General features: G+C 66.2%; 26 protein-coding genes. 14 read left to right on the top strand and 12 right to left on the bottom strand.

Annotated features, from left to right (window positions below):
* Positions 1 to 2 precede the first annotated feature (2 nt).
* From YS110_07060 to YS110_07040, 5 genes are read left to right on the top strand one after another with little or no spacing between them, the layout of a single operon-like run.
* Positions 3 to 1,355, top strand: coding sequence for a cobyrinate a,c-diamide synthase (locus tag YS110_07060; GenBank protein UJB64516.1), 1,353 nt, complete (start codon positions 3 to 5; stop codon positions 1,353 to 1,355).
* A complete protein-coding gene (locus YS110_07055) occupies positions 1,352 to 1,948 on the top strand; it encodes a bifunctional adenosylcobinamide kinase/adenosylcobinamide-phosphate guanylyltransferase (protein UJB64515.1) in 597 nt (198 codons plus the stop codon). The genes YS110_07060 and YS110_07055 overlap by 4 nt, the downstream gene beginning before the upstream one ends.
* Positions 1,945 to 2,847, top strand: a complete 903-nt coding sequence (locus tag YS110_07050; GenBank protein UJB64514.1) for an ABC transporter substrate-binding protein — start codon at positions 1,945 to 1,947, stop codon at positions 2,845 to 2,847. The genes YS110_07055 and YS110_07050 overlap by 4 nt, the downstream gene beginning before the upstream one ends.
* Entirely contained in the window at positions 2,844 to 3,848 is a 1,005-nt protein-coding gene (locus YS110_07045; GenBank protein UJB64513.1) for an iron ABC transporter permease, read from the top strand. The genes YS110_07050 and YS110_07045 overlap by 4 nt, the downstream gene beginning before the upstream one ends.
* Positions 3,845 to 4,612, top strand: coding sequence for an ABC transporter ATP-binding protein (locus YS110_07040; protein ID UJB64512.1), 768 nt, complete (start codon positions 3,845 to 3,847; stop codon positions 4,610 to 4,612). The genes YS110_07045 and YS110_07040 overlap by 4 nt, the downstream gene beginning before the upstream one ends.
* A 296-nt stretch (positions 4,613 to 4,908) precedes the next feature.
* Here the strand turns inward: YS110_07040 and YS110_07035 are convergent, their stop codons facing one another.
* From YS110_07035 to YS110_07015, 5 genes are read right to left on the bottom strand one after another with little or no spacing between them, the layout of a single operon-like run.
* Positions 4,909 to 6,375, bottom strand: coding sequence for a bifunctional diguanylate cyclase/phosphodiesterase (locus tag YS110_07035; protein UJB64511.1), 1,467 nt, complete (start codon positions 6,373 to 6,375; stop codon positions 4,909 to 4,911).
* Entirely contained in the window at positions 6,284 to 7,030 is a 747-nt protein-coding gene (locus YS110_07030) for a GGDEF domain-containing protein (GenBank protein UJB64510.1), read from the bottom strand. The genes YS110_07035 and YS110_07030 overlap by 92 nt, the downstream gene beginning before the upstream one ends.
* Entirely contained in the window at positions 7,031 to 7,420 is a 390-nt protein-coding gene (locus tag YS110_07025) for a DUF1987 domain-containing protein (protein UJB64509.1), read from the bottom strand. It abuts the gene before it with no gap.
* A gap of 29 nt (positions 7,421 to 7,449) precedes the next feature.
* Entirely contained in the window at positions 7,450 to 8,022 is a 573-nt protein-coding gene (locus YS110_07020) for a hypothetical protein (protein ID UJB64508.1), read from the bottom strand.
* 11 nt (positions 8,023 to 8,033) lie between these two features.
* Positions 8,034 to 9,266 carry a SpoIIE family protein phosphatase gene (locus tag YS110_07015; GenBank protein UJB64507.1) on the bottom strand — a complete coding sequence of 411 codons (1,233 nt, stop codon included), beginning with the start codon at positions 9,264 to 9,266 and terminating at the stop codon, positions 8,034 to 8,036.
* 132 nt (positions 9,267 to 9,398) lie between these two features.
* On the opposite strand from YS110_07015, the gene cobO reads away from it, so the two are divergent.
* Together cobO and YS110_07005 are read left to right on the top strand one after the other, a co-directional pair.
* Positions 9,399 to 9,968: a cob(I)yrinic acid a,c-diamide adenosyltransferase gene (gene cobO / locus YS110_07010; protein ID UJB64506.1), complete on the top strand. Its 570-nt coding sequence runs from the start codon at positions 9,399 to 9,401 to the stop codon at positions 9,966 to 9,968.
* A gap of 82 nt (positions 9,969 to 10,050) precedes the next feature.
* Positions 10,051 to 10,575, top strand: a complete 525-nt coding sequence (locus YS110_07005; protein UJB64505.1) for a methylated-DNA--[protein]-cysteine S-methyltransferase — start codon at positions 10,051 to 10,053, stop codon at positions 10,573 to 10,575.
* Between the two features lie 122 nt (positions 10,576 to 10,697).
* On the opposite strand, the gene YS110_07000 is transcribed toward YS110_07005, so the two are convergent.
* The 3 genes from YS110_07000 to YS110_06990 all read right to left on the bottom strand — a co-directional run bounded on the left by YS110_07000 (position 10,698) and on the right by YS110_06990 (position 13,462).
* Complete coding sequence (locus YS110_07000; protein ID UJB64504.1) at positions 10,698 to 10,841, bottom strand: DUF2474 domain-containing protein; 144 nt, start codon at positions 10,839 to 10,841, stop codon at positions 10,698 to 10,700.
* Between the two features lie 176 nt (positions 10,842 to 11,017).
* Complete coding sequence (gene cydB, locus YS110_06995; protein UJB64503.1) at positions 11,018 to 12,025, bottom strand: cytochrome d ubiquinol oxidase subunit II; 1,008 nt, start codon at positions 12,023 to 12,025, stop codon at positions 11,018 to 11,020.
* A 15-nt stretch (positions 12,026 to 12,040) separates the two neighbouring features.
* Positions 12,041 to 13,462 (bottom strand): cytochrome ubiquinol oxidase subunit I, encoded by a 1,422-nt coding sequence (locus tag YS110_06990; GenBank protein UJB67387.1) that lies wholly within the window; start codon positions 13,460 to 13,462, stop codon positions 12,041 to 12,043.
* A gap of 342 nt (positions 13,463 to 13,804) precedes the next feature.
* Here YS110_06990 and YS110_06985 point away from each other — a divergent pair, with 342 nt between their 5' ends.
* The 4 genes from YS110_06985 to YS110_06970 all read left to right on the top strand — a co-directional run bounded on the left by YS110_06985 (position 13,805) and on the right by YS110_06970 (position 16,587).
* Positions 13,805 to 15,193 (top strand): PLP-dependent aminotransferase family protein, encoded by a 1,389-nt coding sequence (locus tag YS110_06985; protein ID UJB67386.1) that lies wholly within the window; start codon positions 13,805 to 13,807, stop codon positions 15,191 to 15,193.
* 146 nt (positions 15,194 to 15,339) lie between these two features.
* Positions 15,340 to 15,489, top strand: a complete 150-nt coding sequence (locus YS110_06980; protein ID UJB64502.1) for a hypothetical protein — start codon at positions 15,340 to 15,342, stop codon at positions 15,487 to 15,489.
* Entirely contained in the window at positions 15,486 to 15,848 is a 363-nt protein-coding gene (locus YS110_06975; protein UJB64501.1) for a CidA/LrgA family protein, read from the top strand. Before YS110_06980 ends, YS110_06975 begins: the two co-directional genes overlap by 4 nt.
* Entirely contained in the window at positions 15,841 to 16,587 is a 747-nt protein-coding gene (locus tag YS110_06970) for an LrgB family protein (protein ID UJB67385.1), read from the top strand. Before YS110_06975 ends, YS110_06970 begins: the two co-directional genes overlap by 8 nt.
* 209 nt (positions 16,588 to 16,796) lie before the next feature.
* On the opposite strand, the gene YS110_06965 is transcribed toward YS110_06970, so the two are convergent.
* Both YS110_06965 and YS110_06960 read right to left on the bottom strand, forming a co-directional pair.
* Positions 16,797 to 17,891, bottom strand: coding sequence for an IS5 family transposase (locus YS110_06965; protein ID UJB67384.1), 1,095 nt, complete (start codon positions 17,889 to 17,891; stop codon positions 16,797 to 16,799).
* 275 nt (positions 17,892 to 18,166) lie between these two features.
* On the bottom strand, positions 18,167 to 19,213 hold the full coding sequence (locus YS110_06960; GenBank protein UJB64500.1) for an IS110 family transposase: 1,047 nt from the start codon (positions 19,211 to 19,213) through the stop codon (positions 18,167 to 18,169).
* A 195-nt stretch (positions 19,214 to 19,408) separates the two neighbouring features.
* On the opposite strand from YS110_06960, the gene YS110_06955 reads away from it, so the two are divergent.
* Positions 19,409 to 20,392 (top strand): IS5 family transposase, encoded by a 984-nt coding sequence (locus YS110_06955; protein ID UJB64499.1) that lies wholly within the window; start codon positions 19,409 to 19,411, stop codon positions 20,390 to 20,392.
* Between the two features lie 256 nt (positions 20,393 to 20,648).
* Entirely contained in the window at positions 20,649 to 21,695 is a 1,047-nt protein-coding gene (locus YS110_06950; GenBank protein ID UJB64498.1) for an IS110 family transposase, read from the top strand.
* Positions 21,696 to 21,977: 282 nt separating this feature from the next.
* On the opposite strand, the gene YS110_06945 is transcribed toward YS110_06950, so the two are convergent.
* A complete protein-coding gene (locus tag YS110_06945) occupies positions 21,978 to 22,865 on the bottom strand; it encodes a DMT family transporter (protein UJB64497.1) in 888 nt (295 codons plus the stop codon).
* A gap of 95 nt (positions 22,866 to 22,960) precedes the next feature.
* Here YS110_06945 and YS110_06940 point away from each other — a divergent pair, with 95 nt between their 5' ends.
* Positions 22,961 to 23,428: an Lrp/AsnC family transcriptional regulator gene (locus YS110_06940; GenBank protein ID UJB67383.1), complete on the top strand. Its 468-nt coding sequence runs from the start codon at positions 22,961 to 22,963 to the stop codon at positions 23,426 to 23,428.
* A gap of 3 nt (positions 23,429 to 23,431) precedes the next feature.
* On the opposite strand, the gene YS110_06935 is transcribed toward YS110_06940, so the two are convergent.
* Entirely contained in the window at positions 23,432 to 23,764 is a 333-nt protein-coding gene (locus YS110_06935; GenBank protein ID UJB64496.1) for a thioredoxin family protein, read from the bottom strand.
* Between the last annotated feature and the right edge of the window lies 1 nt (position 23,765).

Below are 23,765 nucleotides of genomic sequence, written 5' to 3'. Positions count from 1 at the left end.
GCATGAGCCACGGCGCACGCTGCCCGGCCCTGGTCGTCTCCGCCGCTGCCTCGGGGCAGGGCAAGACGTCCGTCACGGCCGCGCTGGCGCGCCTGCACGCGCGGCGCGGCCGGCGCGTGCGCGTGTTCAAGTGCGGGCCTGACTACCTCGACCCGTACTGGCACCAGCTCGCCAGCGGCGCGCCGGTGGAGCAGCTCGACCTGTGGATGACCGGCCCCGCCGACTGCGCCGCGCGCCTGCACGCCGCCGCGCGCGAGGCCGACCTGATCCTGGTCGAAGGCGTGATGGGCCTGTTCGACGGCGAGGACTGCGTGGCCGACCTGGCGCAGCGCTTTGGCATGCCCGTGCTCGCGGTGGTCGATGCCGGCGCCATGGGCGGCACGCTGGGCGCCATCGTCCATGGCCTGCGCCATTACCGCGAGGGCCTGCCCTGGGCCGGCGTGCTGGCCAACCGCGTGGCGGGCGAGCGCCATGCAGCCATGCTGCGCGCCGGCCTGCGCGACGATGCCGACTGGCTCGGTGCGCTGCCGCGCCTGGCGCCGGGCGACGATGCGCGCGCGCCGCTGCTGCCCGAGCGCCACCTGGGCCTGGTGGCCGCGCACGAGCTGCCCGACGCGCTGCAGCGCCTGGACGCCGCCGCCGACGCGCTGGCCGCCACGCCGCTGGGCCGCATGGACGCGCAGGCCCTGCAGCGCTTCGCGGTCGATTTCCCCGCGCCGCCGCCGCGTCCGCCCGTGGCGCCGCTGCTCGCGGGCCGCACCGTGGCCGTGGCGCGCGACGCGGCCTTCTGCTTCATCTACCCCAGCAACGTGCAGACGCTGCAGCAGCTGGGCGCACGCGTGGTGTTCTTCTCGCCGCTGCACGACGCCGCGCTGCCCGCCTGCGACGCCGTCTGGCTGCCCGGCGGCTACCCCGAGCTGCATGCCGAGGCGCTGGCCGCCAACGGCGCGTTCCAGGCCAGCCTGCGTGCCCACGTGCAGGCGGGCAGGCCGTTGTGGGCCGAGTGCGGCGGCATGATGGCGCTGTGCGAGGCCATCACGCTGCACGACGGCCGCACCGTGCCCCTGTGGGGCCTGCTGCCCGGCCGCGTGGCCATGCAGCGGCGCCTGGCTGCGCTGGGGCCGCAGCAACTGGCGCTGCCGCAGGGCTGCCTGCGCGGCCATACCTTCCACTACTCCACCTGCGACAGCACGGCGCCCGTGGACGCACGCACCGCGCGCCCAGGGCAGGACGCCGCGCCCGATGCGGGCGAGGCCGTGTACCGCCTGGGCGGCCTGCGGGCGAGCTACTTCCACGCCTGGTTCGCCTCCAGCCCGCAGGCCGCGGCGGCCCTGTTCGGCGCGGAGGCCGCATGAGCACGCCGTCGTCCATCGCGCGCAGCGAGCTGATCCTGGGCGGGCAAAAGAGCGGCAAGTCGCGCCGCGCCGAACTGCTGGCGCGCCAGTGGCTGGCGCAGTCGCCCGCGCACCGCGCGCTGCTCGTGGCCACCGGCCAGGCCTGGGATGACGAAATGCGCGAACGCATCGCGCGCCACCAGCGCGAGCGCGCCGCGCGCGTGCCGGGCCTGGCCACGCTGGAGGAGCCGCGCGACCTGGCCGGCGCGCTGGCGCGCCACGGCGCGCCAGAGACCCTGGTCGTGGTCGATTGCCTGACCCTGTGGCTGACCCACTGGCTGATGCCCGCCGCCGCTGCGCCGGAATATGAGCCAAATCGGCCTCCAGCCCAGGACTGGCAAGCGCAAGCAGCTCTTTTTTTTGAAGCAATTCGGCAGACCCCCGGGCCCGTTGTACTGGTGGGCAACGAAATCGGCCTGGGGGTCATTCCGATGGGGCGCGAAGTGCGCGCCTTCGTCGATGCGCTCGGCGCGCTGAACCAGCAGGCGGCCCAGGCCTGCGCGCGCGTTACCCTCATGGCGGCCGGTTTGCCGCTTTTCCTGAAGAACCCATGAAACCCACACCCCTGCGCCGCATCCTCTGGGTGCTCGCCATCCTGCTCGTGCTGGCCCTGCTCATGGCCGGGCTGGCCCGCGCCGAGCCCGTGCGCATCACCGACGGCCGGGGCCGCGTGGTCACCATCGCGCAGCCGCCGCAGCGCATCGCCAGCCTGCTGCCGTCGCTGACCGAGAGCGTCTGCGCCCTGGGCGAGTGCCACCGGCTGGTGGGTGTCGATCGCTTCTCCAACTGGCCGGACTCCGTGAAGAAGCTACCGCAACTGGGCGGCTACATCGACCCGAGCATCGAGGCCGTGGTGGCCCTCAAGCCCGACCTGGTGCTTGTCTCCAGCAGCACCCGTGCCAGCGAGCGGCTGGAGGCGCTGGGCCTCACAGTGCTGGCGCTCGAACCCAAGACGCACGCCGACGTGCGCCGCGTGCTCGGCGACGTGGCGCGCGCGCTGCACCTGTCCGAGCACCAGGCGGCGGCCGACCGGCTCTGGCGCGAGATCGACGCGGGCGTGCAGGCGGCCGTGCAGTCGCTGCCGCCCAAGGCGCGCGGCGCGCGGGTGTACTTCGAGGTGAGCCGGGGCCCGTACGCGGCGGGCACGGCCTCGTTCATCGGCGAGACGCTGGCGCGCTTGGGCGCGGTCAATGTGGTCAGCGCCGACCTGGGCCCCTTCCCGCGCCTGAACCCCGAGTACGTGGTGCGCGCCAACCCCAGCGTCATCATGGTCGGCAACCGCAGCATGCAACCCATGGTGATGTACCCCGGCTGGAATGGCATCGAAGCCGTGCGCCAGCAGCGCGTGTGCGTGTTCGGCCCCGGCGAATCCGACGTGGTGGTGCGCCCCGGCCCGCGCATGGCCGAGGCGGCGCGCATCATGGCCCAGTGCCTGAGCGACAAGGCCAAATGAACCCGCACCGCCGCGCCCTGTGGTGCGCCCTGTGGCTGCTGCTCGCCAGCGTCGTGCTGCTGCTGTGCGGCGTGGGCGTGGGCAGCACCGGCTTCGAGAGCGTGCTGCGCATGTGGGAGGAGCCCGTGGCCCGCCAGATCGTGTGGGACATCCGCCTGCCGCGCACGCTGGGCGCGTGGCTGGCGGGCGCGCTGCTGGGGCTGGCGGGCGCGGTGGCGCAGGGCCTGTTCCGCAACCCGCTGGCCGACCCGTACCTGCTGGGCAGCGCCTCGGGCGCGGCGCTGGGCGGTGCCGTGGCGATGGCGCTGTTCGGCACCTCGCCGCTGGCCGCGCAGTGGTTCACGCGGCTGGGCGTCACGGGCATGGCGTTCATCGGCGCGGCGGGCGCCGTGGGGCTCACGCTGGTGCTGGCCAAGGGCGTGCAGCACACGCTGCGCCTGCTGCTCGCGGGCGTGATCGTGGGCGTGGTGCTGGGCGCGCTGCGTGATCTGGTGGAACTGGCATCGCCGGACATATTGCAGTCCATGCAGTCGTTCACCCTGGGCACCACCAGCTTCGTCGGCTGGATGGCCTGCGCGCTGATGGCCGCCGCGTGGGGCGTGTGCTCCGTGCTGGCCTGGGTGCTGGCGCGCGCGCTCGACGGCCTCACGCTGGGCGAGGCCACGGCCGCCAGCCTGGGCCTGCCGCTCGCGCCCATGCGCGTGGGGCTGGTGGCGGCGCTGGCGCTGGCCACGGGCACGGCGGTGGCGCAGACGGGGCTGATCGCCTTCGTGGGCCTGGCCGCGCCGCACCTCGTGCGCTCCATCGTGCGCGTGACGCACGAGCGGCACATCGTGCTGTCGAGCCTCATGGGCGCCGTGCTGCTGCTGGCCGCCGACATCCTCGCGCGCTGGGTGCTCGCGCCGCAGGAGCTGCCCGTGGGTGTGCTCACCGCCGCCTTGGGCGGCACCTACCTGCTGTGGCTGATGCACCGGCGCACCTCGCAGGGCGCGGTACTATGAATTCAGTAGCTGTCAGCGCGCGCCAGATAAGGGCCAGCATCGGAAAAAGCCCCATATTGCACGGTATCGACCTGCAGTTGCCCGAGGCGCGCTGGACCAGCATCGTCGGCCCCAACGGCGCGGGCAAATCCACCTTGCTCAAGGTGCTGGCGGGCCTGCTTTCCGCGAGCGGCGAGGTGGCCTTGCTGGGCCGCCCGCTGCACGCCATCCCGGCCCGCGAGCGCGCCTGCCTGCTGGCGTGGCTGGGGCAGAACGAAGGTTCGGCCGACGACCTCACGAGCTACGACGTGGCCATGCTCGGCCGCCTGCCGCACCAGCCCTGGCTGGCCCCGCCGTCCGATGCCGACCATGCGGCGGTGGAACACGCACTGCGCACCACGCAGGCCTGGGACTGGCGCGACCGGCCCCTGGCCCAACTCTCGGGCGGCGAGCGCCAGCGGGTGCTGCTGGCCCGCGCCCTGGCCGTGCAGGCGCGCGTGCTGCTGATGGACGAGCCGCTGGCCAACCTCGACCCCCCGCACCAGACCGACTGGCTGCACACCGTGCGCACCCTGGTCGCGGGCGGCGGCACCGTGGTCAGCGTGCTGCACGAAGTCTCCATCGCGCTGCAGGCCGACGACATGGTCATCATGGCCGCGGGCCGCGTGGTGCACCACGGCGCTTGCCGGGACGGCGCCACCCATGCCGCGCTGGAGCAGGTGTTCGGGCGCCGCATCCAGGTGCGCCAGATCGACGGCATGTGGATGGCGCTGCCGCGTGTCTGACGCCTGAGATGAAACAACACCCCCCTGAGGCGTTTCGCGCCTTCCCCCCGCTCTCGCAGTGCTGCGCACTGCGGACAGGGGGACGCCGCCAGCGCGGCGGGGCGGCCCTTGCGCGGTGGCCCGCGCATGGGCCGCGCCGGTTTCATGGGCTGCGGGTGGCGCGCAGCGCCATGGAAAACTGATACGGATTTGCCTTCAACCGTCTAACGTCGTTGGTTCGCCTTGCCGTGCTACAGCACTGATCGTAGGCTTCCCGCCTAGCTATACGGTTGAATGCACACCCGTATGAGCGTGGTTCAGGCCGCCAGGGTGAGGGCGGCCTGGCGCCTGAGCCAGTCGGACAGCGCGGGCAGTTCCATGGGCTGGGCGATGTAGTAGCCCTGGCCTTCGTGGCACCCCATGGCGAGCAGCGCCAGCTGGGTCGCGTGGTCTTCTATGCCTTCGGCCAGGACCTGCAGGCCGAGCTTGCACCCGAGCTGCGCGATCATTTCGGCGATGCGCGCGCCATGGGGCACGCCGAGCTGCTGCGCGAAGCTGCGGTCGATCTTGATGCGGTCCAGCGGCAGGCGCTCCAGGCAGCTCAGCGACGAGTAGCCGGTGCCGAAGTCGTCGATGGCCACGGTGATGCCCCGGGCGCGCAGCGCGCTCAGCGTGGATTCGAGCAACTGCGTGGGCAGCACGGCCACGGATTCGGTGATTTCCAGCTCCAGGTGCTGGCCCTGCAGGCCGCTTGCGGCCAGTGCGGCATACACGCTTTCCAGGAAGCCGGGGTCGCGCAACTGCACCATCGAGACGTTGACGGCCATGCGCTGCGGCGCCAGCCCGGCGTCCAGGAGCATGCGCATGGCCTGGCATGCGGTGGACAGCACCCACTGGCCCAGCGCCACGATCAGCCCGGAGTGCTCGGCCATGGGGATGAACTGGTCGGGCGGCACCAGCGTGCCGTCCCGGGTGCGCCAGCGCAGCAGCGCCTCCAGGCCCACCAGGGTGCCGTGGCCCAGGTGGATCTGCGGCTGGTAGACCAGGAACAGTTCCGCCCCTTCGATGGCGGCGCGCAGGTCCGACAGCAGCCTGGCGCGGCGGCGCGCCTCGGCGCCCATCTGGGGCGAATAGCGCAGGTGCTGCCCCCGGTGGTCGCGCTTGGCGCGCTTGAGCGCGATGGTCGCGTCCTTGACCAGGTCGTCGCCGCAGCGGGTGCCGCCCGACAGCAGCACGTAGCCGCAGGTCAGCGAAACCTTGTGCGGCGTGCCTTCGATGGCCAGGGGCTGGCGCACGCATTCCAGCAGCCGGTGGGGCTGCACCTCCTGCGCGCAGCCCAGGATGCCGAAGGTATCTGCGCCCACCCGGGCCAGCAGTACGCTGGCGGGCAGGGCATGGGCCAGGCAGCGGGTGACGGCGCCGAGCAGCCGGTCGCCGAAGCGGTGGCCCATCAGGTCGTTGGTGGCGCTGAAGTCGTCGATGTCCACCAGCGCCAGGACATGGTCCTGTGCCTGGCGCTGCACGCATGCATCGACCTTCTCGATGAACAGCGCCCGGTTGGGCAGCTGCACCAGGGGGTCGTAGTAGGCCGCGCGGTGCAGGCGTTCGAGCAGCTCCCGGCTGTGCAGGTCGCCTGGCGCTGAATGCGGGTCCATTGGTTGCATGGCGTGCGGCTCCTGGCGGGACAGCACGCTAGGCATGCTCGGGGATGGGCGCCCGCACCACCCGGTTGCGGCCGGCGCGCTTGGCCGCGTACAGGGCCTGGTCGGCGAGGTCGTAGGCATCGTCGAAGCAATGGCCGCAAGGCAGCCAGCTCACGCCGAAGCTGGCCGTGATGCCGCTGCCATCGGGCAGGCGGAAGCGGTGCGATGCGATGGCCTGGCGTGCCGCGTGCGCCACCTGCTCGCTGGCCTGGATGTCCTGCCCCGGCAGCAGCACCGTGAATTCCTCGCCGCCGACGCGGCCGATCTCCGCGGCCGGCGGCACGGCCTGCTGGAGGCAGGCGATGACGCCCAGGATCACCGTGTCGCCCACCGGGTGGCCGAAGGCGTCGTTGACGCGCTTGAAGTGGTCGATGTCCAGGACGATCAGGCCCAGGTCCTGGCGCGCGAAGGTGCGGTTGACGTGCTCGATGATCGCTGCCCGGTTGAACACGCCGGTCAGCGGGTCATGCGTGGCCCGGTGCTCCAGCTCGGCGGCCAGGTCCTGCAGGCGCTGGTTGAGCCGCGTCATCTCCAGCTCCGCCCGGTCGCTGCGGCGCACGAGCCGGCGCGTTTCCCGCAGCAGGCGTTCGTAGGCCGCCAGCAGGTCGCCCAGCGCCTGGTGGCACGCGGCGGCGCCCGTGGCGGCGCCGGCCGCGTGGGCCGCCTGCGCCGCCAGCAGGGCCTGGTGCTCGGCGCCGAAGAGGTCGGGCGGCGAGAGGATGGACGGGACTTGCATTCAGGCGGGCCTCACCGGATGGCTCAGGAAGCGCAGGGCGGGAAAGTCGCTGCTGAGCTCCTGCCCGAACTCGAAGAGGGTGTCGTCTTCCTCGTCGTGGTACCAGTGCAGGTCGACCTGGCGGCCTGCCTGGGCGGCGTCGTTGAGCGCTTCGATCAGGTTGAACAGCATCTTGGTGCTGGAGCTGTTGAAGTACGCCAGGGCGATTTGCACGTCGATGGGGCGGTCCTGCGGCTGCGCCAGATAGGCCTTGAGCTGTGCGATCACGTCGGCGTAGAAGGCGGCGGCGTTTTCCGGGTAGGACTCTCCGCGCAGGCTGAGCCGGTGGGTGTCGAAGCGGAAGTCCACTTCCGGGGAGCTTGGTGTCGGTGCGATGTAGAGGTTGTCCATGCGTTATCTCGATTCGTTGCCAGGGCGGTTCACAGCGCCGCCTTGAGATAGAACACGGGAGGGCCGCCCGCCCTGTCCGCGGGGACGAAGTCGAACTCCAGGGGCTCCCGGGCGTCGCGTGCCACGGTGAGAAAACCCATGCCGGCGCCCTTGCTGCCCTCGGGCTTTTCCTCGCGCAGGGTCTGGCGGTAGGCCTGCTTGATCTCGTCCAGCGTCATGCTGCGCAGCGTGTCCAGCTTGGCGCGCAGGCCGTGGGCCGTTTCGGGGTCGATGGGGTTGGCGCACAGCAGCAGGAAGCGCCCATCGCTCTCCTGGCGTATGCAGACCGATCCATGGCGCAGCTCGCCGTCGTCCAGGCTCGGCGGGGTGAGGGTGTCGGCCGAGTAGTGGATGATGTTCTGCGCCATCTCGATGAACGCGGAAAACAGCTTGCGCCGCGTGGGGCCGGACACGCCGGCCACTTCGAGCTGCAGTTTCACCGCCTCCGCCATGGCAGCGACGATGTTCTGGGAGAAATACCCGACGTAGTAGAAGATGACCTGGTGCTGGTGCGCCAGTTCGAGGAACGGGCCGTATCTGTCGGCGATGGGGCTGGCGCGCATGCGGTGCTCAATCAGGTGCGAAAGCAGAAGAAAGTCAGGTCGTCGCGGCGGTGCTGCGTGCCCTGCCAGGCGCCCAGCGCGGCCCGCATGGCACGGTTCACCTCGGCGGGCGTGCCGTGCGCGTGCTCCAGCAGCAGCTCGCGTATGCGGCGCTTGCCGAAGGCGATGGCGCGCGCGCCGCCCACCTGGTCGACGAGGCCGTCGGTGGTGACGAACACCAGGCTGCCGGGCGGCAGCGCCAGTTCCACGTTGTGCCAGGCGAAGTCGAATGCGCTGTCCACGTAGCCCACGCCCTTGCGCTGGCCGTCGATGCTGTCCACGGCATCGGCGCCCGGGCGCAGCACGAACAGCGACAGGCGCGCCCCCGCGAAGACCAGCCGCCCGCACGCCGGCTCGAACCAGAAGCAGGCGGCATCCATGCCGTCGTCCGAGGCCGGCGTGCCGTCCTGGCCGTCGACCTGGCCCAGCATCTGCTTGATGCTGCGGTTGACCTGCGCGAGCAGCGCCGCCGGGTCGCGGGCGCCGTGCTGGCGCACGGCCTGGTCCAGGCTGCTGGAGGCGATCAAGGTCATGAAGGCACCGGGCACGCCGTGCCCGGTGCAGTCCGCCACGGTGGCGAACCAGCCGCCGTCCTCGGCGTGGAACTGGTAGAAGTCGCCCCCCACGATGTCGCGCGGCTCCCAGACCAGGTCCGCCACCGGGCAGACGCGGGCCAGAACCTCGCGCGAGCTGTGCAGCGTGGCCTGCTGGATCACGCTCGCATACTCGATGCTGTGCAGGATCTGGCGGTTGTGCGCGGCCTGCATGTCCGCCACCACGCGCATGAGCTGCAGGCCGTTGCCCACGCCTGCGAACTGGCCCTCGCGGGTGATGATGAAACCATCCGAGAGCGCTTTTTCGCCGCACTCCACGGCCTTGAAGGTCAGCGCCTCGATGTCCATCGAGGCCTCCACCACCAGCGGCTCCTTGTCCATGAAGGCGATGCAGCTCTTGCGGCCATACAGCTCCATGCGGAACGGTTTGCTGATCTGCGACAGGAAGATGTTGCGGTTGATCAGGCCGATGGGCTGCGCACCTTCCACCACGGGCAGGCTGACCAGGTCGCGGTGCTGCGCGAAGACTTCGAGCACTTTCTCGTTGGTTTCCTCCGGCGTCATGCAGGGCACGGGGAGGCACAGATCCGCCGCGCTCGGCTGGCGCAAGTGGGGGCGGAAGTCGCTCAGGTAAACGGAGGTCTCTGGCATGGAGGCTGCACGGAGCAAGTGTGAGGAAATGTTGCACGTCCCATGTTGCGGTTTCATGACAGCAGGCCGGGTGGGTGCTTTGTGGCGGCGTGTATCCTCGGTGCCCCTTCAGGAAACACACGCCGCTTGCCCATGCAGATCGAAACGCCCCCCAGCGACAAACCCTATGACAAGGCCGAAGGCGAGCGCCGCGGCCTGGTCATCGTCAATACCGGCGACGGCAAGGGCAAGAGCACGGCCGCCTTCGGCCTGGCGTTCCGCGCCACCGGGCGCGGCAAGGCCGTGAAGGTGTTCCAGTTCATGAAGGTGCCCAGCGCGCGCTTCGGCGAGCACCGCCTGGCCGAGCAGGTGGGGCTGCCCATCGAGGGCCTGGGCGATGGCTTCAGCTGGAAGAGCAAGGACCTGGAACACTCGGCCCAGCTCGCGCGCGACGGCTGGGCCAAGGCGCGCGCGGCCATCCTCTCGGGGGCGTACTTCCTGGTGGTGCTCGACGAGATCACCTATCCGCTGATCTATGGCTGGCTGCCGCTGCCGGACGTGCTCGAAACCCTGGCGGCGCGCCCCAGGGACGTGCACGTCTGCCTCACGGGGCGCCGCTGTCCGGAGGAAATCGTTGCCATCGCCGACACCGTGACGGAAATGCGGCTCGTCAAGCATGCCTTTCAGGCCGGCATACCCGCGCAACGCGGCATCGAGGATTGAGGCTGCTTCTGTTTTGATAGCTTCTGGCGCTTGATGGGAAAGCGCTGGCACGGTTTTTTCCTTGAAATCGGAGTCCACGTCCATGGCCTTGCTGCACTGCCGCCTGCCGACCCCGCTGGGAGACATGCTCGCCATTGCCTCGTCCAACGGGCTGTGCCTGCTGGAGTTTGTGGGCCAGCACGGTGTGGAGCGGGAGCAGCGCCAGGTGGAGGCCGCGCGTGGCGGGCCGTCGTGCGCAGGCATGGACGCCGTGCTGACGCAGGCAGGCGCCGAGCTGGCGCAGTACTTTGCAGGCCAGCGCCAGTGCTTCGGCGTACCGCTCGACCTGGTGGGAACCCCGTTCCAGCAGCAGGCCTGGCAGGCGCTGTGCGCCATTCCCTACGGCCAGACGCGCAGCTACGCCGAGCAGGCCCGCACCATCGGCCGCCCCACTGCTTTCCGCGCCGTGGCGGCGGCGAATGGGGGCAACAAGGTTTCCATCATCGTGCCCTGCCACCGCGTGATCGGCAGCGACGGCCGCCTGACCGGCTTCGGCGGCGGCCTGCCGCGCAAGCAGGCGCTGCTGGCGCTGGAGCAGGCGGGGCAGCGAAACCTGTTTCCCGGGTGATTCCGGCGTTCAGGGGATGGAGGAGGAGGGGGCGCTGATTTTCGAGGGGACTTCAGCACCCGGCGCATCCGCACAGCTATGCCACAAGCGACGATATGATCGTCCGGGATGCTGCGGCTACCTTATGAGGCCATGCCTGCGGCGCGCATTATCATGCGCATCACCCATGCCATAGCACCTAAGGCGGTGATGCTGCAGGTCCAAATGGCGACAAGCCAGATGAGGCGTTTGCCCCACCCGTAGGTGGGGGAGACAGGGTGCTTCATTTCAGTTTTCCATGGCGCTGCGCGCCACCCGCAGCCCATGAAACCGGCGCGGCCCATGCGCGGGCCACCGCGCAAGGGCCGCCCCGCCGCGCTGGCTGCGTCCCCCTGCCCGCATGGCGCAGCCATGCGAGAGCGGGGGGAAGGCGCGAAGCGCCTCAGGGGGGTGTTGTTTCATCTCAGTGATACCCATCTCCAGCTTTCACTTTGCCACGGAAGACATAGTACGACCATGCGGTATAGGCCAGGATGAAGGGAATGATCAGCAATGCGCCCACGAGTGCGAATCCCAGGCTCTGCGGTGGAGCGGCAGCATCCCAGATGGAGATGTCCGGTGGCAGGATGTTAGGCCAGATGCTGATGACGAGCCCCGAGTAGCCTAGGAACACCAGAATCAACGACCAGACGAAGGGCCCTGCATGCGGGGCGCCTTGCAGCGAGCGAAGTATGGCGTAGGCCGATACCACGACAAGGAGCGGAACCGGCGCGAAGAATGCAAGGTTGGGCCAGTCGAACCAGCGAGCCGCGATGCTGGCGTGGGTGAGTGGTGTCCAGAGACTCACGATGACCATCGCCGCCAACAGGGCCAAGAGGATCGGACGCGTCATGTCCTTGATCCTGCTTTGTAAAAGCCCATCCGTTTTCAGGATCAGCCATGTGGCGCCGAGCAGTGCATAGGCGATGACAATTCCCAGGCCGGCGAACACACTGAACGGCGTGAGCCAACTCATTGCATTGCCGACGGTAACTCCGTTGACCACCTGATGCCCATCGAGGAACGCGCCAAGGATGACGCCTTGAAAGAAGGCCGCCACGAAAGAGCCCGCCATGAAGGCCTTGTCCCAGAATGGCTTGTGGGCTTCGTCGGCCTTGAATCGGAACTCGAAGGAGACGCCGCGCCAGATCAGGCCAGCCAACAGGCACAGCGCGGGAATGTAGAGTGCGCTCAACAGCACGGCGTAGGCCTTGGGAAACGCGGCCATCAGGCCCGCGCCGCCCAGAACCAGCCAGGTTTCGTTGCCATCCCAGACCGGCGCGACGGTGTTGACCATGGTGTCGCGGTCTTCGCGACCAGGGATCAGCGGAAACAGGATGCCGATTCCCAGGTCGAAGCCGTCCATGATGACGTACATCATGATGCCGAAGCCGATGATCAAAAACCAGATAAGGGGAAGATCGATTCCCATGGTGTACCCCTTGTTTTATGGTGCTTTTGTCGTCGAAGACATGGGTTCATTGACCGCGGACAGCGGACGCGCGGGTCTTTGATTGATCGAAGGACCATGCGGTGCGGCTTCGCTGTGCAGGCTTTCGGGCCCCTGCTTGACTAGCCTCAGCATGTAAGCAATGCCCAGGCCAAATATGAACAGATACATCACGACCAGGATGATCAATCCAATGGAGAGGGTCATGGCAGAGTGGTTGGAAACGGCATCCTTGGTCCGCATCAGACCGTAGACAACCCAAGGTTGACGTCCAATTTCAGTGACGTACCAACCAGCCAGAATGGCGATCAAACCGGAGGGCCCCATCCAAAGTGCAAAACGTGTCAGTAACAGGCTCTCGTATAGTCGCCGCCGCCAGCGCGCCCAGGCGCCATACAGCCCGAGCAACAACATCAGCATGCCAAGCCCAGCCATGATTCGAAAAGACCAGAAGACGATGGGAGAGTTGGGCCGATCCTCAGGCGCAAATTCCTTCAAGCCGGGGATCTGGCCGTCCTTGCTGTGGGTGAGGATCAGACTGGCCAGGTTGGGTATCTCGATCTTGTAGCGGGTGGCCTCTGCCTGCATATCGGGTAGGCCGAACAGGATCAGGGGTACGCCTTCTCCAGGGGTGTTCTCCCAGTGGCCCTCAACCGCGGCGATCTTGGCAGGCTGGTGTTTGAGGGTATTGAGCCCGTGCATGTCGCCAATGAAAATTTGCAGAGGTGCGGTGAAGAGCACCATCCACAGCGCCATCGAAAACATGCGCTTGACCGCAGGTTGACGATGTCCCCGCAGCAGGTGCCAGGCACCCGAAGCGCCAACAAACAATGCCGTAGCAAGCATTGCTGCCGTCACCATGTGGGCTAGGCGGTAGGGGAAGGACGGATTGAAAATCACCGCGATCCAGTCCACTGGAACGACCACTCCGTTGATGACCTCATGGCCTTGCGGTGTCTGCATCCAGCTGTTGGATGCCAGGATCCATGTAGCCGAGATCATCGTGCCGAGGGCGACCATGACCGTGGCGAAGAAGTGCAGACTGCGCCCCACCTTGTTCCACCCAAAGAGCATGACGCCCAGGAAGCCCGCTTCCAGGAAGAAGGCGGTCAGTACCTCGTAGACCAGCAATGGGCCCGTGATGCTGCCCGCGAACTGTGAATAGAAACTCCAGTTGGTTCCGAACTGGTAAGCCATCACCAAGCCGGAGACCACGCCCATGGCGAAGTTCACCGCAAAGATCTTGGACCAGAAGTGGTAGAGCTCGAGGTAGGTGTCATCGTTTTTCCACAGCCATAGGCCTTCAAGCACAGCCAGGAAGGCCGCCAGACCGATGGTGATGGCCGGAAAGATGATGTGAAAGGAGATGGTGAAGCCGAATTGAATCCTGGCGAGGTCCAAGGCGCTGAAGTCGAGCATGGTCATGCCTGCCTGTTCTGAGAGAGGCGCCCAAGCAATGTGCGGGGGCGGGCAAGGGGCTGGGTTTGGGCTAGTGCCCCGACCCGTGTGTGCTTGTCAGTGAGCCAAACAGCTACGCCATCTTCGACTTGGCTGGCAGAAACAACGCGGAAATCAGTCATCGGGGCAACTCCTGTGCATCACCTCGGTACGCCTGTCCGCTCATGATGCGTGGCGCAGCGATCAGCTTATGCAAATCCATACAAAAACATCATGTATGGATAAAATCATGTTGTGTATGTATTATTCTATGGTGACTCGCATGAATTGGCAATCGCCTCGTATGCGGAACCAGATCAAGAGATGAACAAAAAAGCACGAAACACCTGGGTCAAGCCTCTGTCCACGGGCTCGGGGCCGCGCTACCTCCAGATTGCAGACCTCATTGCAAAATCCATACAGTCCGGCCAACTGCATGCAGGCGATCAGGTGCCATCACAACGCTGGCTGGCGGCAGAGCTGCAGGTGGATCTCACGACGGTGACCCGCGCCTACGCAGAAGCGCGAGACCGAGGCTTGATTGCATCTTTCGGTGGGCGCGGCTCCTTTGTCCTGGGTGATGCCGGGCCAACGGGGCCGCATCAGGTGGATCTGGCCATGAACACGCCGCCGCAGCCTGCGGATGGTTCGATGGTCGCGCGGATCCAGGCGGGCTTGCAGGATGTACTGGCACGCCAGTCAATCGATGTGTTGTCTCGATATCCGGGCAACGCTTCGAGTGCCTCAGCTGTTCAGGCTGCCCGGGCCTGGCTACGGCCAGCACTCGGTGACGTGGCGGGTCAACAACTCCTCCTAAGCGAAGGGGCTCAGGCTGCGCTTTTCGCGATTCTCTTGTCGACAACACGTCCCGGTCAGACCGTGCTATGCGAAAAGCTGACCTATCCGGGTTTCCTGCAAGCCGCTCGTCAGCTCGGTCTGCAGGTCATCGGACTCGACATTGACGATGACGGGGTCATGCCGGACGCGATTGAACATGCGCACCGTAGTTCCCGCGCCCAGTTGCTGTACCTGAATCCGACGTTGCACAACCCTACGACGAGAACCATGCCGGAGAACCGTCGCCAGCAGATTGCCTCGACGCTGGCGCGACTGGGCATGACATTGATCGAAGATGATCCGTATCGCTTCCTCTTGAATGATGTGCCTCCCCCCATTGCTGCGCTCAATGGCGGTGTGCAGACCTACTATCTGGCTTCGTTGTCGAAGTGCCTGTCCCCCGCACTGCGCACGGCGTTCGTCCTGCCGCCGCGCGGTGATGACGGCGGCCCTCTCCAGGAAGCATTGCGTGGGGTGAGCATGGGTGGATCTCCACTGCTTGGGGCGCTTGTCGAATACTGGATCCGCAGTGGGGGCGCTCGACAACTCGTTCAGGAAATCCAGCGCGAAGCGCGGGCCCGGCAGACTCTCGCCCGATCGCTGCTGCCCGCACAGTCGCAGGCGCATCCCACCGGGATACATGTCTGGATGCCGCTGCCAACGCATTGGAATCAGCACAGTTTTGCCCATGCGCTGGATGGGGCCGGAGTCAGCGTGGCTTGTGCCCAATCGTTCAGTTTGGAGCCTGTCATGGAAGACGCGGTACGCATCTCCTTGGGGGGAGCGCGTGACCAGGCTGAGTTGGCCCAGGCACTTCGGGCGGTTGCAACGCTGATTGCGCAGAAGCCACGGCGAGGTGTTCATGCCATTGTCTAGGCAAGATCAGGGGGGCTTGGCGGTTGATGGAGACCATGTGCGCCTTGTGTGGGCATTCTTTTTCGACACGCAGGGTGCTTTTCCCATGTCGAGTTCGCTGAGCGTCGATTGGCGCGCAATACCGATTGCGTTGATACAGGAGGCCCATGGCTACGCTGCTGGAGATTGATTTTGGGGAAGCGCTTCTGCTGCTGGAAGGTGTTTCTGGATTCGAGCGTCCAGAGTCCGTCGATCTATCCTCGGTGACCGCCCCTCTTTGGGCGTGCTCTCTGAGCGTTCGAGGAGCCAGCTTGTGATACGCGCCCTAACAATACTGGTGGTGCTGCAGCTCGTCGGAGAATTCCTGGCTAGGCTGCTTCACCTGCCTTTACCGGGTGGCCTGATCGGCATGCTCCTATTGCTTGCGGCGTTGCTAATCCGAGGACGCGTAAGCCCGGAGTTGCAGGGCACGAGCGAGGCGCTGCTGCAGAACCTGATGCTGCTGTTCATTCCCTTCATCGCCGGCATCCTCGCGCAGCTCGAACATGTCCGGGCCCAGTGGTTGCCATTCGTGGCGTCTTGCGTGTTGGGGGCTGTCCTATCGCTAATCGCCACGGCCTGGGCATTCCAGTGGATGCTCAAACGTCAGGAAAGGGCTGCCCGCCATGATGCCTGAAACGTTGAGTGCGCTCGCCGGTGCCGTAGCCTGGTTCGCGGCCTTTCCAGGTGACGCCAGCCTGTTGTGGACAGGCGTGACGCTGGCCGCCTACTTTTCGACGATGACGTTGTATCGTCGCAGCGCAGGCCACCCCTTCCTGCTGCCCGTGCTTACCGGTACTGCGGTTGTTGTCGCGCTGCTGCTGGCGACGGGAACTTCCTACGAAAACTACTTTATTGCGGTGGCGCCGCTGGTGTTCATGATCGGGCCGGCGACCGTGGCGCTGGCCGTGCCGCTGTTCGGGCAGCTTTTCCGACTCCGGAGCATCTGGTTGCCTGTTACCGCCGCTCTGTGCGTCGGTTCGGCGGTAGCCATAGGGTCGGCGGTCCTGATTGCATGGGCTTTTGGTGGCGATGCGCAGACGTTGGTGTCGTTGGCGCCCAAGTCATCGACGATGCCAATTGCAACCAGCCTGAGTGGCCATTTCGGCGGTCTTGTCCCATTGGCGGCGGCGGCTGTGGCTCTGACAGGCATTGCAGGTACCATGCTATCCGGGCCTGTGCTGCGAAGGGTTTTAGGCCCGCTGGATGACGCCGCACAAGGGTTTGCGCTCGGACTGACCGCCCACGCGATTGGCACTGCCCGTGCGTTGCAGATCAGCGGAACGGCGGGGGCTTTCGCAGCGCTGGCCATGAGCCTGAATGGCGTCATGACTGCTCTGTGGCTGTCTTTGGCGTTTTTTGTTTTCCACTCCTAGGGAAGGTCTTACATGGACGTCTCCAGAAGAGCAAGATTCGGCGGTGTGAAGGTCTGAAGGGTTTGCAGTCTTACATACGGGAACCTCTCACAACCCCATGATTGACGGATCCGAATAGGCACGATTGGACGCCAGCCGTTTTGAATGCGCGATGAGGCCTTACGGCGGTCTGCACCTCGTGCATTGAGGGGCCTTGCAGCCCCGATGGCTCAGGCTTTCGCTGTGTGCGGACGCACCTGTGCCTTGCAGGTGCCGGGTTGGGGCTTGAAGAACGCATCCACTCCCCGATGCAGGAACGACGCCAGGCGCTTCATGTTGTAGCAGGCAGCCATCATCGTCATCGCCACCGTGGCGCGCGCCTGCCCGATCGTGCGCACGAACTTGCCGCCCATGTGCCGGATGCCGGCAAACGCATGTTCGACCCGGGCACGCTTGCTGGCAATGCGCTGGTTGCGCCGCTTCTGGCACTCGCTCAGGGGCTGGCCCGGCTGGGCCCTGCGCTGCATCGCATCCACGAATCCCAGCACTTGCAGCATCTGGCGCCTTTGGCGGCTCGGGTAGGCCTTGTCCGCATGCACTGCCCGCCCGGTGTTGTGCATGTCCAGCACCTCGTCGAAGTGGTGTCCGTCGTGCTCGCTGGCCGTGCCCGTGGCGATGCGGCGGATGAAGCCGTGCTTGAGGTCCACGCTCACGCTGAGCTTGTAGCCGAAGTAGCTCTTGCCGTGCTTCTTCGTGTGCGTGGCATCCACATCCCTTTGCCGGCGCTCGGCCTCGCTCCAATCGGGCGTTCTGCCTTCGGCCAGGGCCTCGCGCTCCGGCCTGCTGTCCAGGCGCTGGCGCGGCGCGGGCACCAGCGTCGCATCGATGGCTTGTCCGCCCCGGGCCATGTAGCCATGGCGGTGCAGTTGCGCATCCACTCCCTGGAACAGCACCGTGGCCCCATCCACGCCCAGCCGCTCGCCGAAGCGCCAGATCGTGTTGCGGTCCGGCACGTTCATCGCATCCTGCAGCAGGCAAAAGCGCTGGTAGCTCGCCCGATCCAGCAACTGGTACTCCATCTGCTCATCGGACAGGTTGTACAGCCGCTTCAAGACCAGGATGCGCACCATCACCTCGGTGGGATAGGCCGGCCGGCCACCCCGGCGGCCATCGCCACGCTCGATCAAGGCATCCACCAGCCCGGCCAGGGCTCCGAAGTCGATGTGCCGCGCGATCACCTGCAGCGGATCGCCCACCTCGTCCCTCTTGTGCTGGCGCGAGGCCTCGGCGAACAGGTCAAACTTCAGCGCGCTGCGGGGTGTGATCATGGCAAGGGGCGGGTCAGGCTTCTCGGGTCAGGAAGAGAGCGGTTGGGTTTTGAGAGGTTCCCATACGGCCTGTCGGTGCAGGGGTTTCGTCCTGCTGGCCCTGATGGCATTCGCGGGTGAGGATCCTGTCTGCATATCGGGCTTGATGCCCTTTATCCCTATCGGATTGCCCCCACCCCGGTTTGACCTGTTGACCCATCACATCGCTTGTTGCGTGCTCTCCTTCAAAACGGTTTCTTGGCGTTTGGTGTGTTCAGATCATCGTTGCGGTCTTAGGCTGCGGCGATGTCAACCGGATTCCATCTCACCGGGTCGAAGGTCTTGCCTTTGACAAGGACCGCCCAAGCTGTTCGGGCCAGTTTGTTGGCCAGTGCTGCGACCACTACGCTGTAGGGGCGGCGCAGTAAAAGCCGCTCGGTCCAGCCGCTTCGCTGACTTCTGGCAATGACCGAGCGAGCACCGTGCATCAACATGGTCCTCACATAGGGGTCGCCGCGCTTGGAGATCCCCAACTGCCGGGTCTTCCCGCCGGTGCCAGTCTGTCGGGGCGTCAGACCCAGCCAGGCGGCAAACTGCCTGCCCGAATCGAAGCTGGACAGATCGGTCGCTGTGGACACCAAGGCTGTCGCGGTCAACGGACCGATGCCCGGGATGGCTTGCAGTGCCTGCATGTGCTGGTTCTGCTTGACCATCGAAGCCAGGCGTTTGTCCAACTGGTCGATGTCGTCCTGCAGACTGTCGATGCGACGCAGTTGATCCTGAACGCTGACAACCACCACCTCGGGCAGCTTCGCCTGTTCCTGGGCTTTGGCCAGTTCGTCGTGAATGTGCTTGAGCAACACGCGATGCCCCTCGGGCAGCACGATGCCGAACTCGTAGAGCAAGCCGCGCAACGCGTTGGTTTGCATGATGCGCACCTTCATGAGCTGAGCACGCATGCGGTGCAGGGTCAGACAGGCTTGCTGCTGCTCGTTCTTGACCGGCACGGCCTTGATGTGAGGTTGCTGGGCCGCGACCCAGATGGCCTGGGCATCACGGGCATCGGTCTTGTCGCGCAGGACAAAGGGACGGACATGTCTGGCAGGCAGCAGCTTCACTTCATGCCCCAGTGCCTGCAGCGTTCTGGCCCAATGGTGTGCACCGCCACAGGCCTCCATCGCGACAAGCGAGCTGTGACGATTGGCAAAGAACGTGGTAACCCGGTCACGCCTGAGTTTGTGTCGTGTGACCTCGCCGGTCTCTGCGTCCGTTACGTGCAGCTGGAACACGTTCTTGGCAATATCCATTCCGATGACTGGCAGCGTTGCGGTAGATTGCATGGTGGGGCCTCCGGTTCTCCAGTGGTTGCGACGAACTTCCACTTTGGCACTTTGATGCCGTTACCGCGAGGCCCCACTTTGTATCGATTCATGGGCCAGCGCCATCAACGGCGGTGTAGGTGGAGACGTCCATGCCATCTGCACGAATCATCGCCTGATGTGCTTGCAAGGGCCTGAAGCTCAGACAATACAGACATGAAGCAAAGCAGCCTGGGCCTGAGCAACACAGTCAAGCGCACACGCAAGCGCGAATTCCTTGATGCGATGGAGCTGGTGGTTCCCTGGGCCGAACTGGTGGCGCTGATAGAGCCCTACGCCCCCGAGAGTGGACGGCGGGGCCAGCAGCCCTTTGCGGTGCAGACGCTGCTGCGCATCCACTTCATGCAACAGTGGTTCAAGCTCAGCGACCCTGCAATGGAAGAAGCCCTGCATGATGTGCCAGCCTTGCGTGACTTTGCAGGCCTGTCCCACTGGGACGAACACATCCCCAGCGAATCGAGCATCCTGCGCTTCAGGCACCTGCTGGAGCGCCACAAGCTGGCCGAACAAATCCTGGCCACGGTCAACGCGCTGCTGCAAGCCAAGGGATTGCAGTTGAAGGCGGGCACCGTGGTGGACGCCACGCTGATTGCCGCGCCCAGTTCGACCAAGAACGAAGACAAGGCGCGAGACCCCGAGATGCACCAGAGCAAGAAGGGCAACCAGTGGTACTTCGGGATGAAGGCCCACATTGGGGTGGATGCGGACTCGGGCCTGGTACATACGGTGCGAGGCACCAGCGGCAACGTCAGCGACGTGGTGGAGGCCAACAGCCTGCTGCACGGGCAGGAGACAGATGCCTTTGGTGATGCGGGCTACCAAGGGGTGGACAAGCGGCCCGATGCCAGGCAAACCGTGAACTGGCACGTCGCCATGCGCCCAAGTCTGCGCAGGTCGTTGGACAAGGATAAGCCTGTGGATGCGCTGATAGACCAACTGGAGCGCACCAAGGCACGCATCCGGGCCAAAGTGGAACACCCGTTCAGGGTGCTCAAGCAGCAGTTTGGTTATGTGAAGGTGCGCTACCGTGGCTTGAAGAAAAACACGGCGCAGATCGTGACGCTGTTTGCCCTGTCCAACCTGTGGATGGTCAGGCACAAATTGCTGGCCATGGGGCAGGTGCGCGTGCAAGGGGCGTAATGCCTACGAAATCGGGGAATTGCGCCCCCAGGCGGCGCGTGGACAGCGCTTTGGCGCCCTGCTGGGGCAGGCTTTATCTCACGGACGGGTGTAGCTCACTCGCACCTGATTCGTGCAGATGGCATGGACGTCTCCACCTACACCGCCGTTGATGGCGCTGGCCCATGAATCGATACAAAGTGGGGCCTCGCGGTAACGGCATCAAAGTGCCAAAGTGGAAGTTCGTCGCAACCACTGGAGAACCGGAGGCCCCACCATGCAATCTACCGCAACGCTGCCAGTCATCGGAATGGATATTGCCAAGAACGTGTTCCAGCTGCACGTAACGGACGCAGAGACCGGCGAGGTCACACGACACAAACTCAGGCGTGACCGGGTTACCACGTTCTTTGCCAATCGTCACAGCTCGCTTGTCGCGATGGAGGCCTGTGGCGGTGCACACCATTGGGCCAGAACGCTGCAGGCACTGGGGCATGAAGTGAAGCTGCTGCCTGCCAGACATGTCCGTCCCTTTGTCCTGCGCGACAAGACCGATGCCCGTGATGCCCAGGCCATCTGGGTCGCGGCCCAGCAACCTCACATCAAGGCCGTGCCGGTCAAGAACGAGCAGCAGCAAGCCTGTCTGACCCTGCACCGCATGCGTGCTCAGCTCATGAAGGTGTGCATCATGCAAACCAACGCGTTGCGCGGCTTGCTCTACGAGTTCGGCATCGTGCTGCCCGAGGGGCATCGCGTGTTGCTCAAGCACATTCACGACGAACTGGCCAAAGCCCAGGAACAGGCGAAGCTGCCCGAGGTGGTGGTTGTCAGCGTTCAGGATCAACTGCGTCGCATCGACAGTCTGCAGGACGACATCGACCAGTTGGACAAACGCCTGGCTTCGATGGTCAAGCAGAACCAGCACATGCAGGCACTGCAAGCCATCCCGGGCATCGGTCCGTTGACCGCGACAGCCTTGGTGTCCACAGCGACCGATCTGTCCAGCTTCGATTCGGGCAGGCAGTTTGCCGCCTGGCTGGGTCTGACGCCCCGACAGACTGGCACCGGCGGGAAGACCCGGCAGTTGGGGATCTCCAAGCGCGGCGACCCCTATGTGAGGACCATGTTGATGCACGGTGCTCGCTCGGTCATTGCCAGAAGTCAGCGAAGCGGCTGGACCGAGCGGCTTTTACTGCGCCGCCCCTACAGCGTAGTGGTCGCAGCACTGGCCAACAAACTGGCCCGAACAGCTTGGGCGGTCCTTGTCAAAGGCAAGACCTTCGACCCGGTGAGATGGAATCCGGTTGACATCGCCGCAGCCTAAGACCGCAACGATGATCTGAACACACCAAACGCCAAGAAACCGTTTTGAAGGAGAGCACGCAACAAGCGATGTGATGGGTCAACAGGTCAAACCGGGGTGGGGGCAATCCGATAGGGATAAAGGGCATCAAGCCCGATATGCAGACAGGATCCTCACCCGCGAATGCCATCAGGGCCAGCAGGACGAAACCCCTGCACCGACAGGCCGTATGTAAGACTGCAAACCCTTCAGACCTTCACACCGCCGAATCTTGCTCTTCTGGAGACGTCCATGTAAGTATTCCTAGGCCGGCAGCACCGCCTCGGCGGGCCGCGCGCGCCGCTGCGCCGTGAAGGCGCAGCCCATCGACGCCGCGACGATCAGCCCGATGGCGAGCCACTGCGACGCGCTCAGGCGTTCGTCCAGCAGGCCCAGCGCCAGCAGCGCCGCCACGGCCGGCTCCATGCTGATCATGATGCCGAAGGCCTGCGGCGGCAGGCGCTTGAGCGCCACCATCTCCAGCATGATCGGAATGGCGCTCGACAGCGCCGCCACCCCCAGCCCGGCCAGCAGCACGGCGGGCGAGAGCAGGGCGGCGCCCGCGTGCGCCGCGCCCACCGGCACCACCACCAGCGCCGCCACGGCCAGCCCGAGCGAGACCGAATGCCCCGTGTGCAGATGCCCCACGCGCTTGCCGAACAGGATGTAGACGGCCCAGCACACCGCCGCCGCCAGCGCCCACAGCACGCCCGCCGGGTCGAGCCCGCGCACGCCGTGCCCCAGCGGCAGCAGCAGCCACAGCCCGGCCACGGCCAGCGCCACCCAGACGAAGTCGAGCGCGCGGCGCGAGGCCCACAGCGCCACCGCCAGCGGCCCGGCGAACTCGATGGCCACGGCCACGCCGAACGGGATGGTGCGCAGCGCCATGTAGAAGCCCAGGTTCATCAGCCCCAGCGCCGCGCCGTAGCAGGCGACCAGCCGGGCGTCGTGCCCGCGCAGGCGCCAGCGCCAGGGGCGCCACAGCACCATCAGCAGCAGCGCCGAGAGGCCGACGCGCACCGCCGTCGTGCCCTGGGCGCCGACCAGGGGAAACAGGCTGTGCTTGGCCCAGGAGGTGCCCAGGCCGAGGAAGGTGACCGAGCCCAGGATGGCGAGTACCGGGAGCAGCGAGGAAAAGCGTGTGCGCAGCATGCGCAAGACTTTATTGCGCAGCCCGGGATATTTAGACTCCATTTACCGCCATGCCACGCAACTTTCGCTCACCCATGCTCCCTGAATCCGCCACCATGCCCGCGCTCGATGCGTTCGACCGGGCGATTCTTGCCATCCTGCAGCGCGACAACACGGTCGCGCAGCGCGAAATCGCGCAGGCCGTGCACCTCTCGGCCCCGGCGGTGCAACGGCGCATCCGCCGCCTGCGCGACAGCGGCGTCATCCGCGCCGAGGTGGCGGTGCTCGACGCCAGCCGCCTGGGGCGGCCGCTGACCCTGATGGTGGAGGTGCACGTGCATGACGAGCACCCGCTGCGCACCGCCGGCCTGCGCGAGCGCATCCTGGCCGAGCCGGCGGTGCAGCAGTGCCACGCGATCACGGGGGAGGCGGACTATCTGCTGGTGGTCACTGCCGCCACCATGGCCGAGTACCAGGACGTCACCGCGCGGCTGTTCGGCGGCGATGGCAACGTGCGGCGCTTTCGCACGTCGGTGGCGCTGGAGTGCCTGAAGGCGGGGCTTGAGGTGCCGTTGCCGGGGTAAGGTTCAGGCGGCGCCAGACTCCGCCTGGGCGATGGCGTCGTGGATCTCCTGCGCCTGCTGCGGGCGCACGCAGCGTGCCACCTCGCGGCCGTCGCGCAGCACGACCAGCGTGGGCCAGAGCTTGACGCCGAAGCTGCGCCCCAGGCGCTGGCCCGGGCCGTCTTCCACCTTCACGTGGGCGACCGCAGGCCACGCCGCCAGGGCGTCCTCGATCAGCGGCTGCGCGCGCTGGCAGTGGCCGCACCAGGGGGTGCCGAACTCCAGCAGGGTGGCGCCGGGCAGGGCGTCCACGGTGGCGCGGCCGGGGGCTTGCGGCAGGTGGCGGGCCTGGTGCATG

It is taken from the genome of Acidovorax sp. YS12, from assembly GCA_021496925.1.
GTDB lineage: Bacteria > Pseudomonadota > Gammaproteobacteria > Burkholderiales > Burkholderiaceae_C > Paenacidovorax.
The sequence above is the reverse complement of the archived record's forward strand: the minus strand, read 5'-3'. Positions and strand labels throughout refer to the sequence as shown.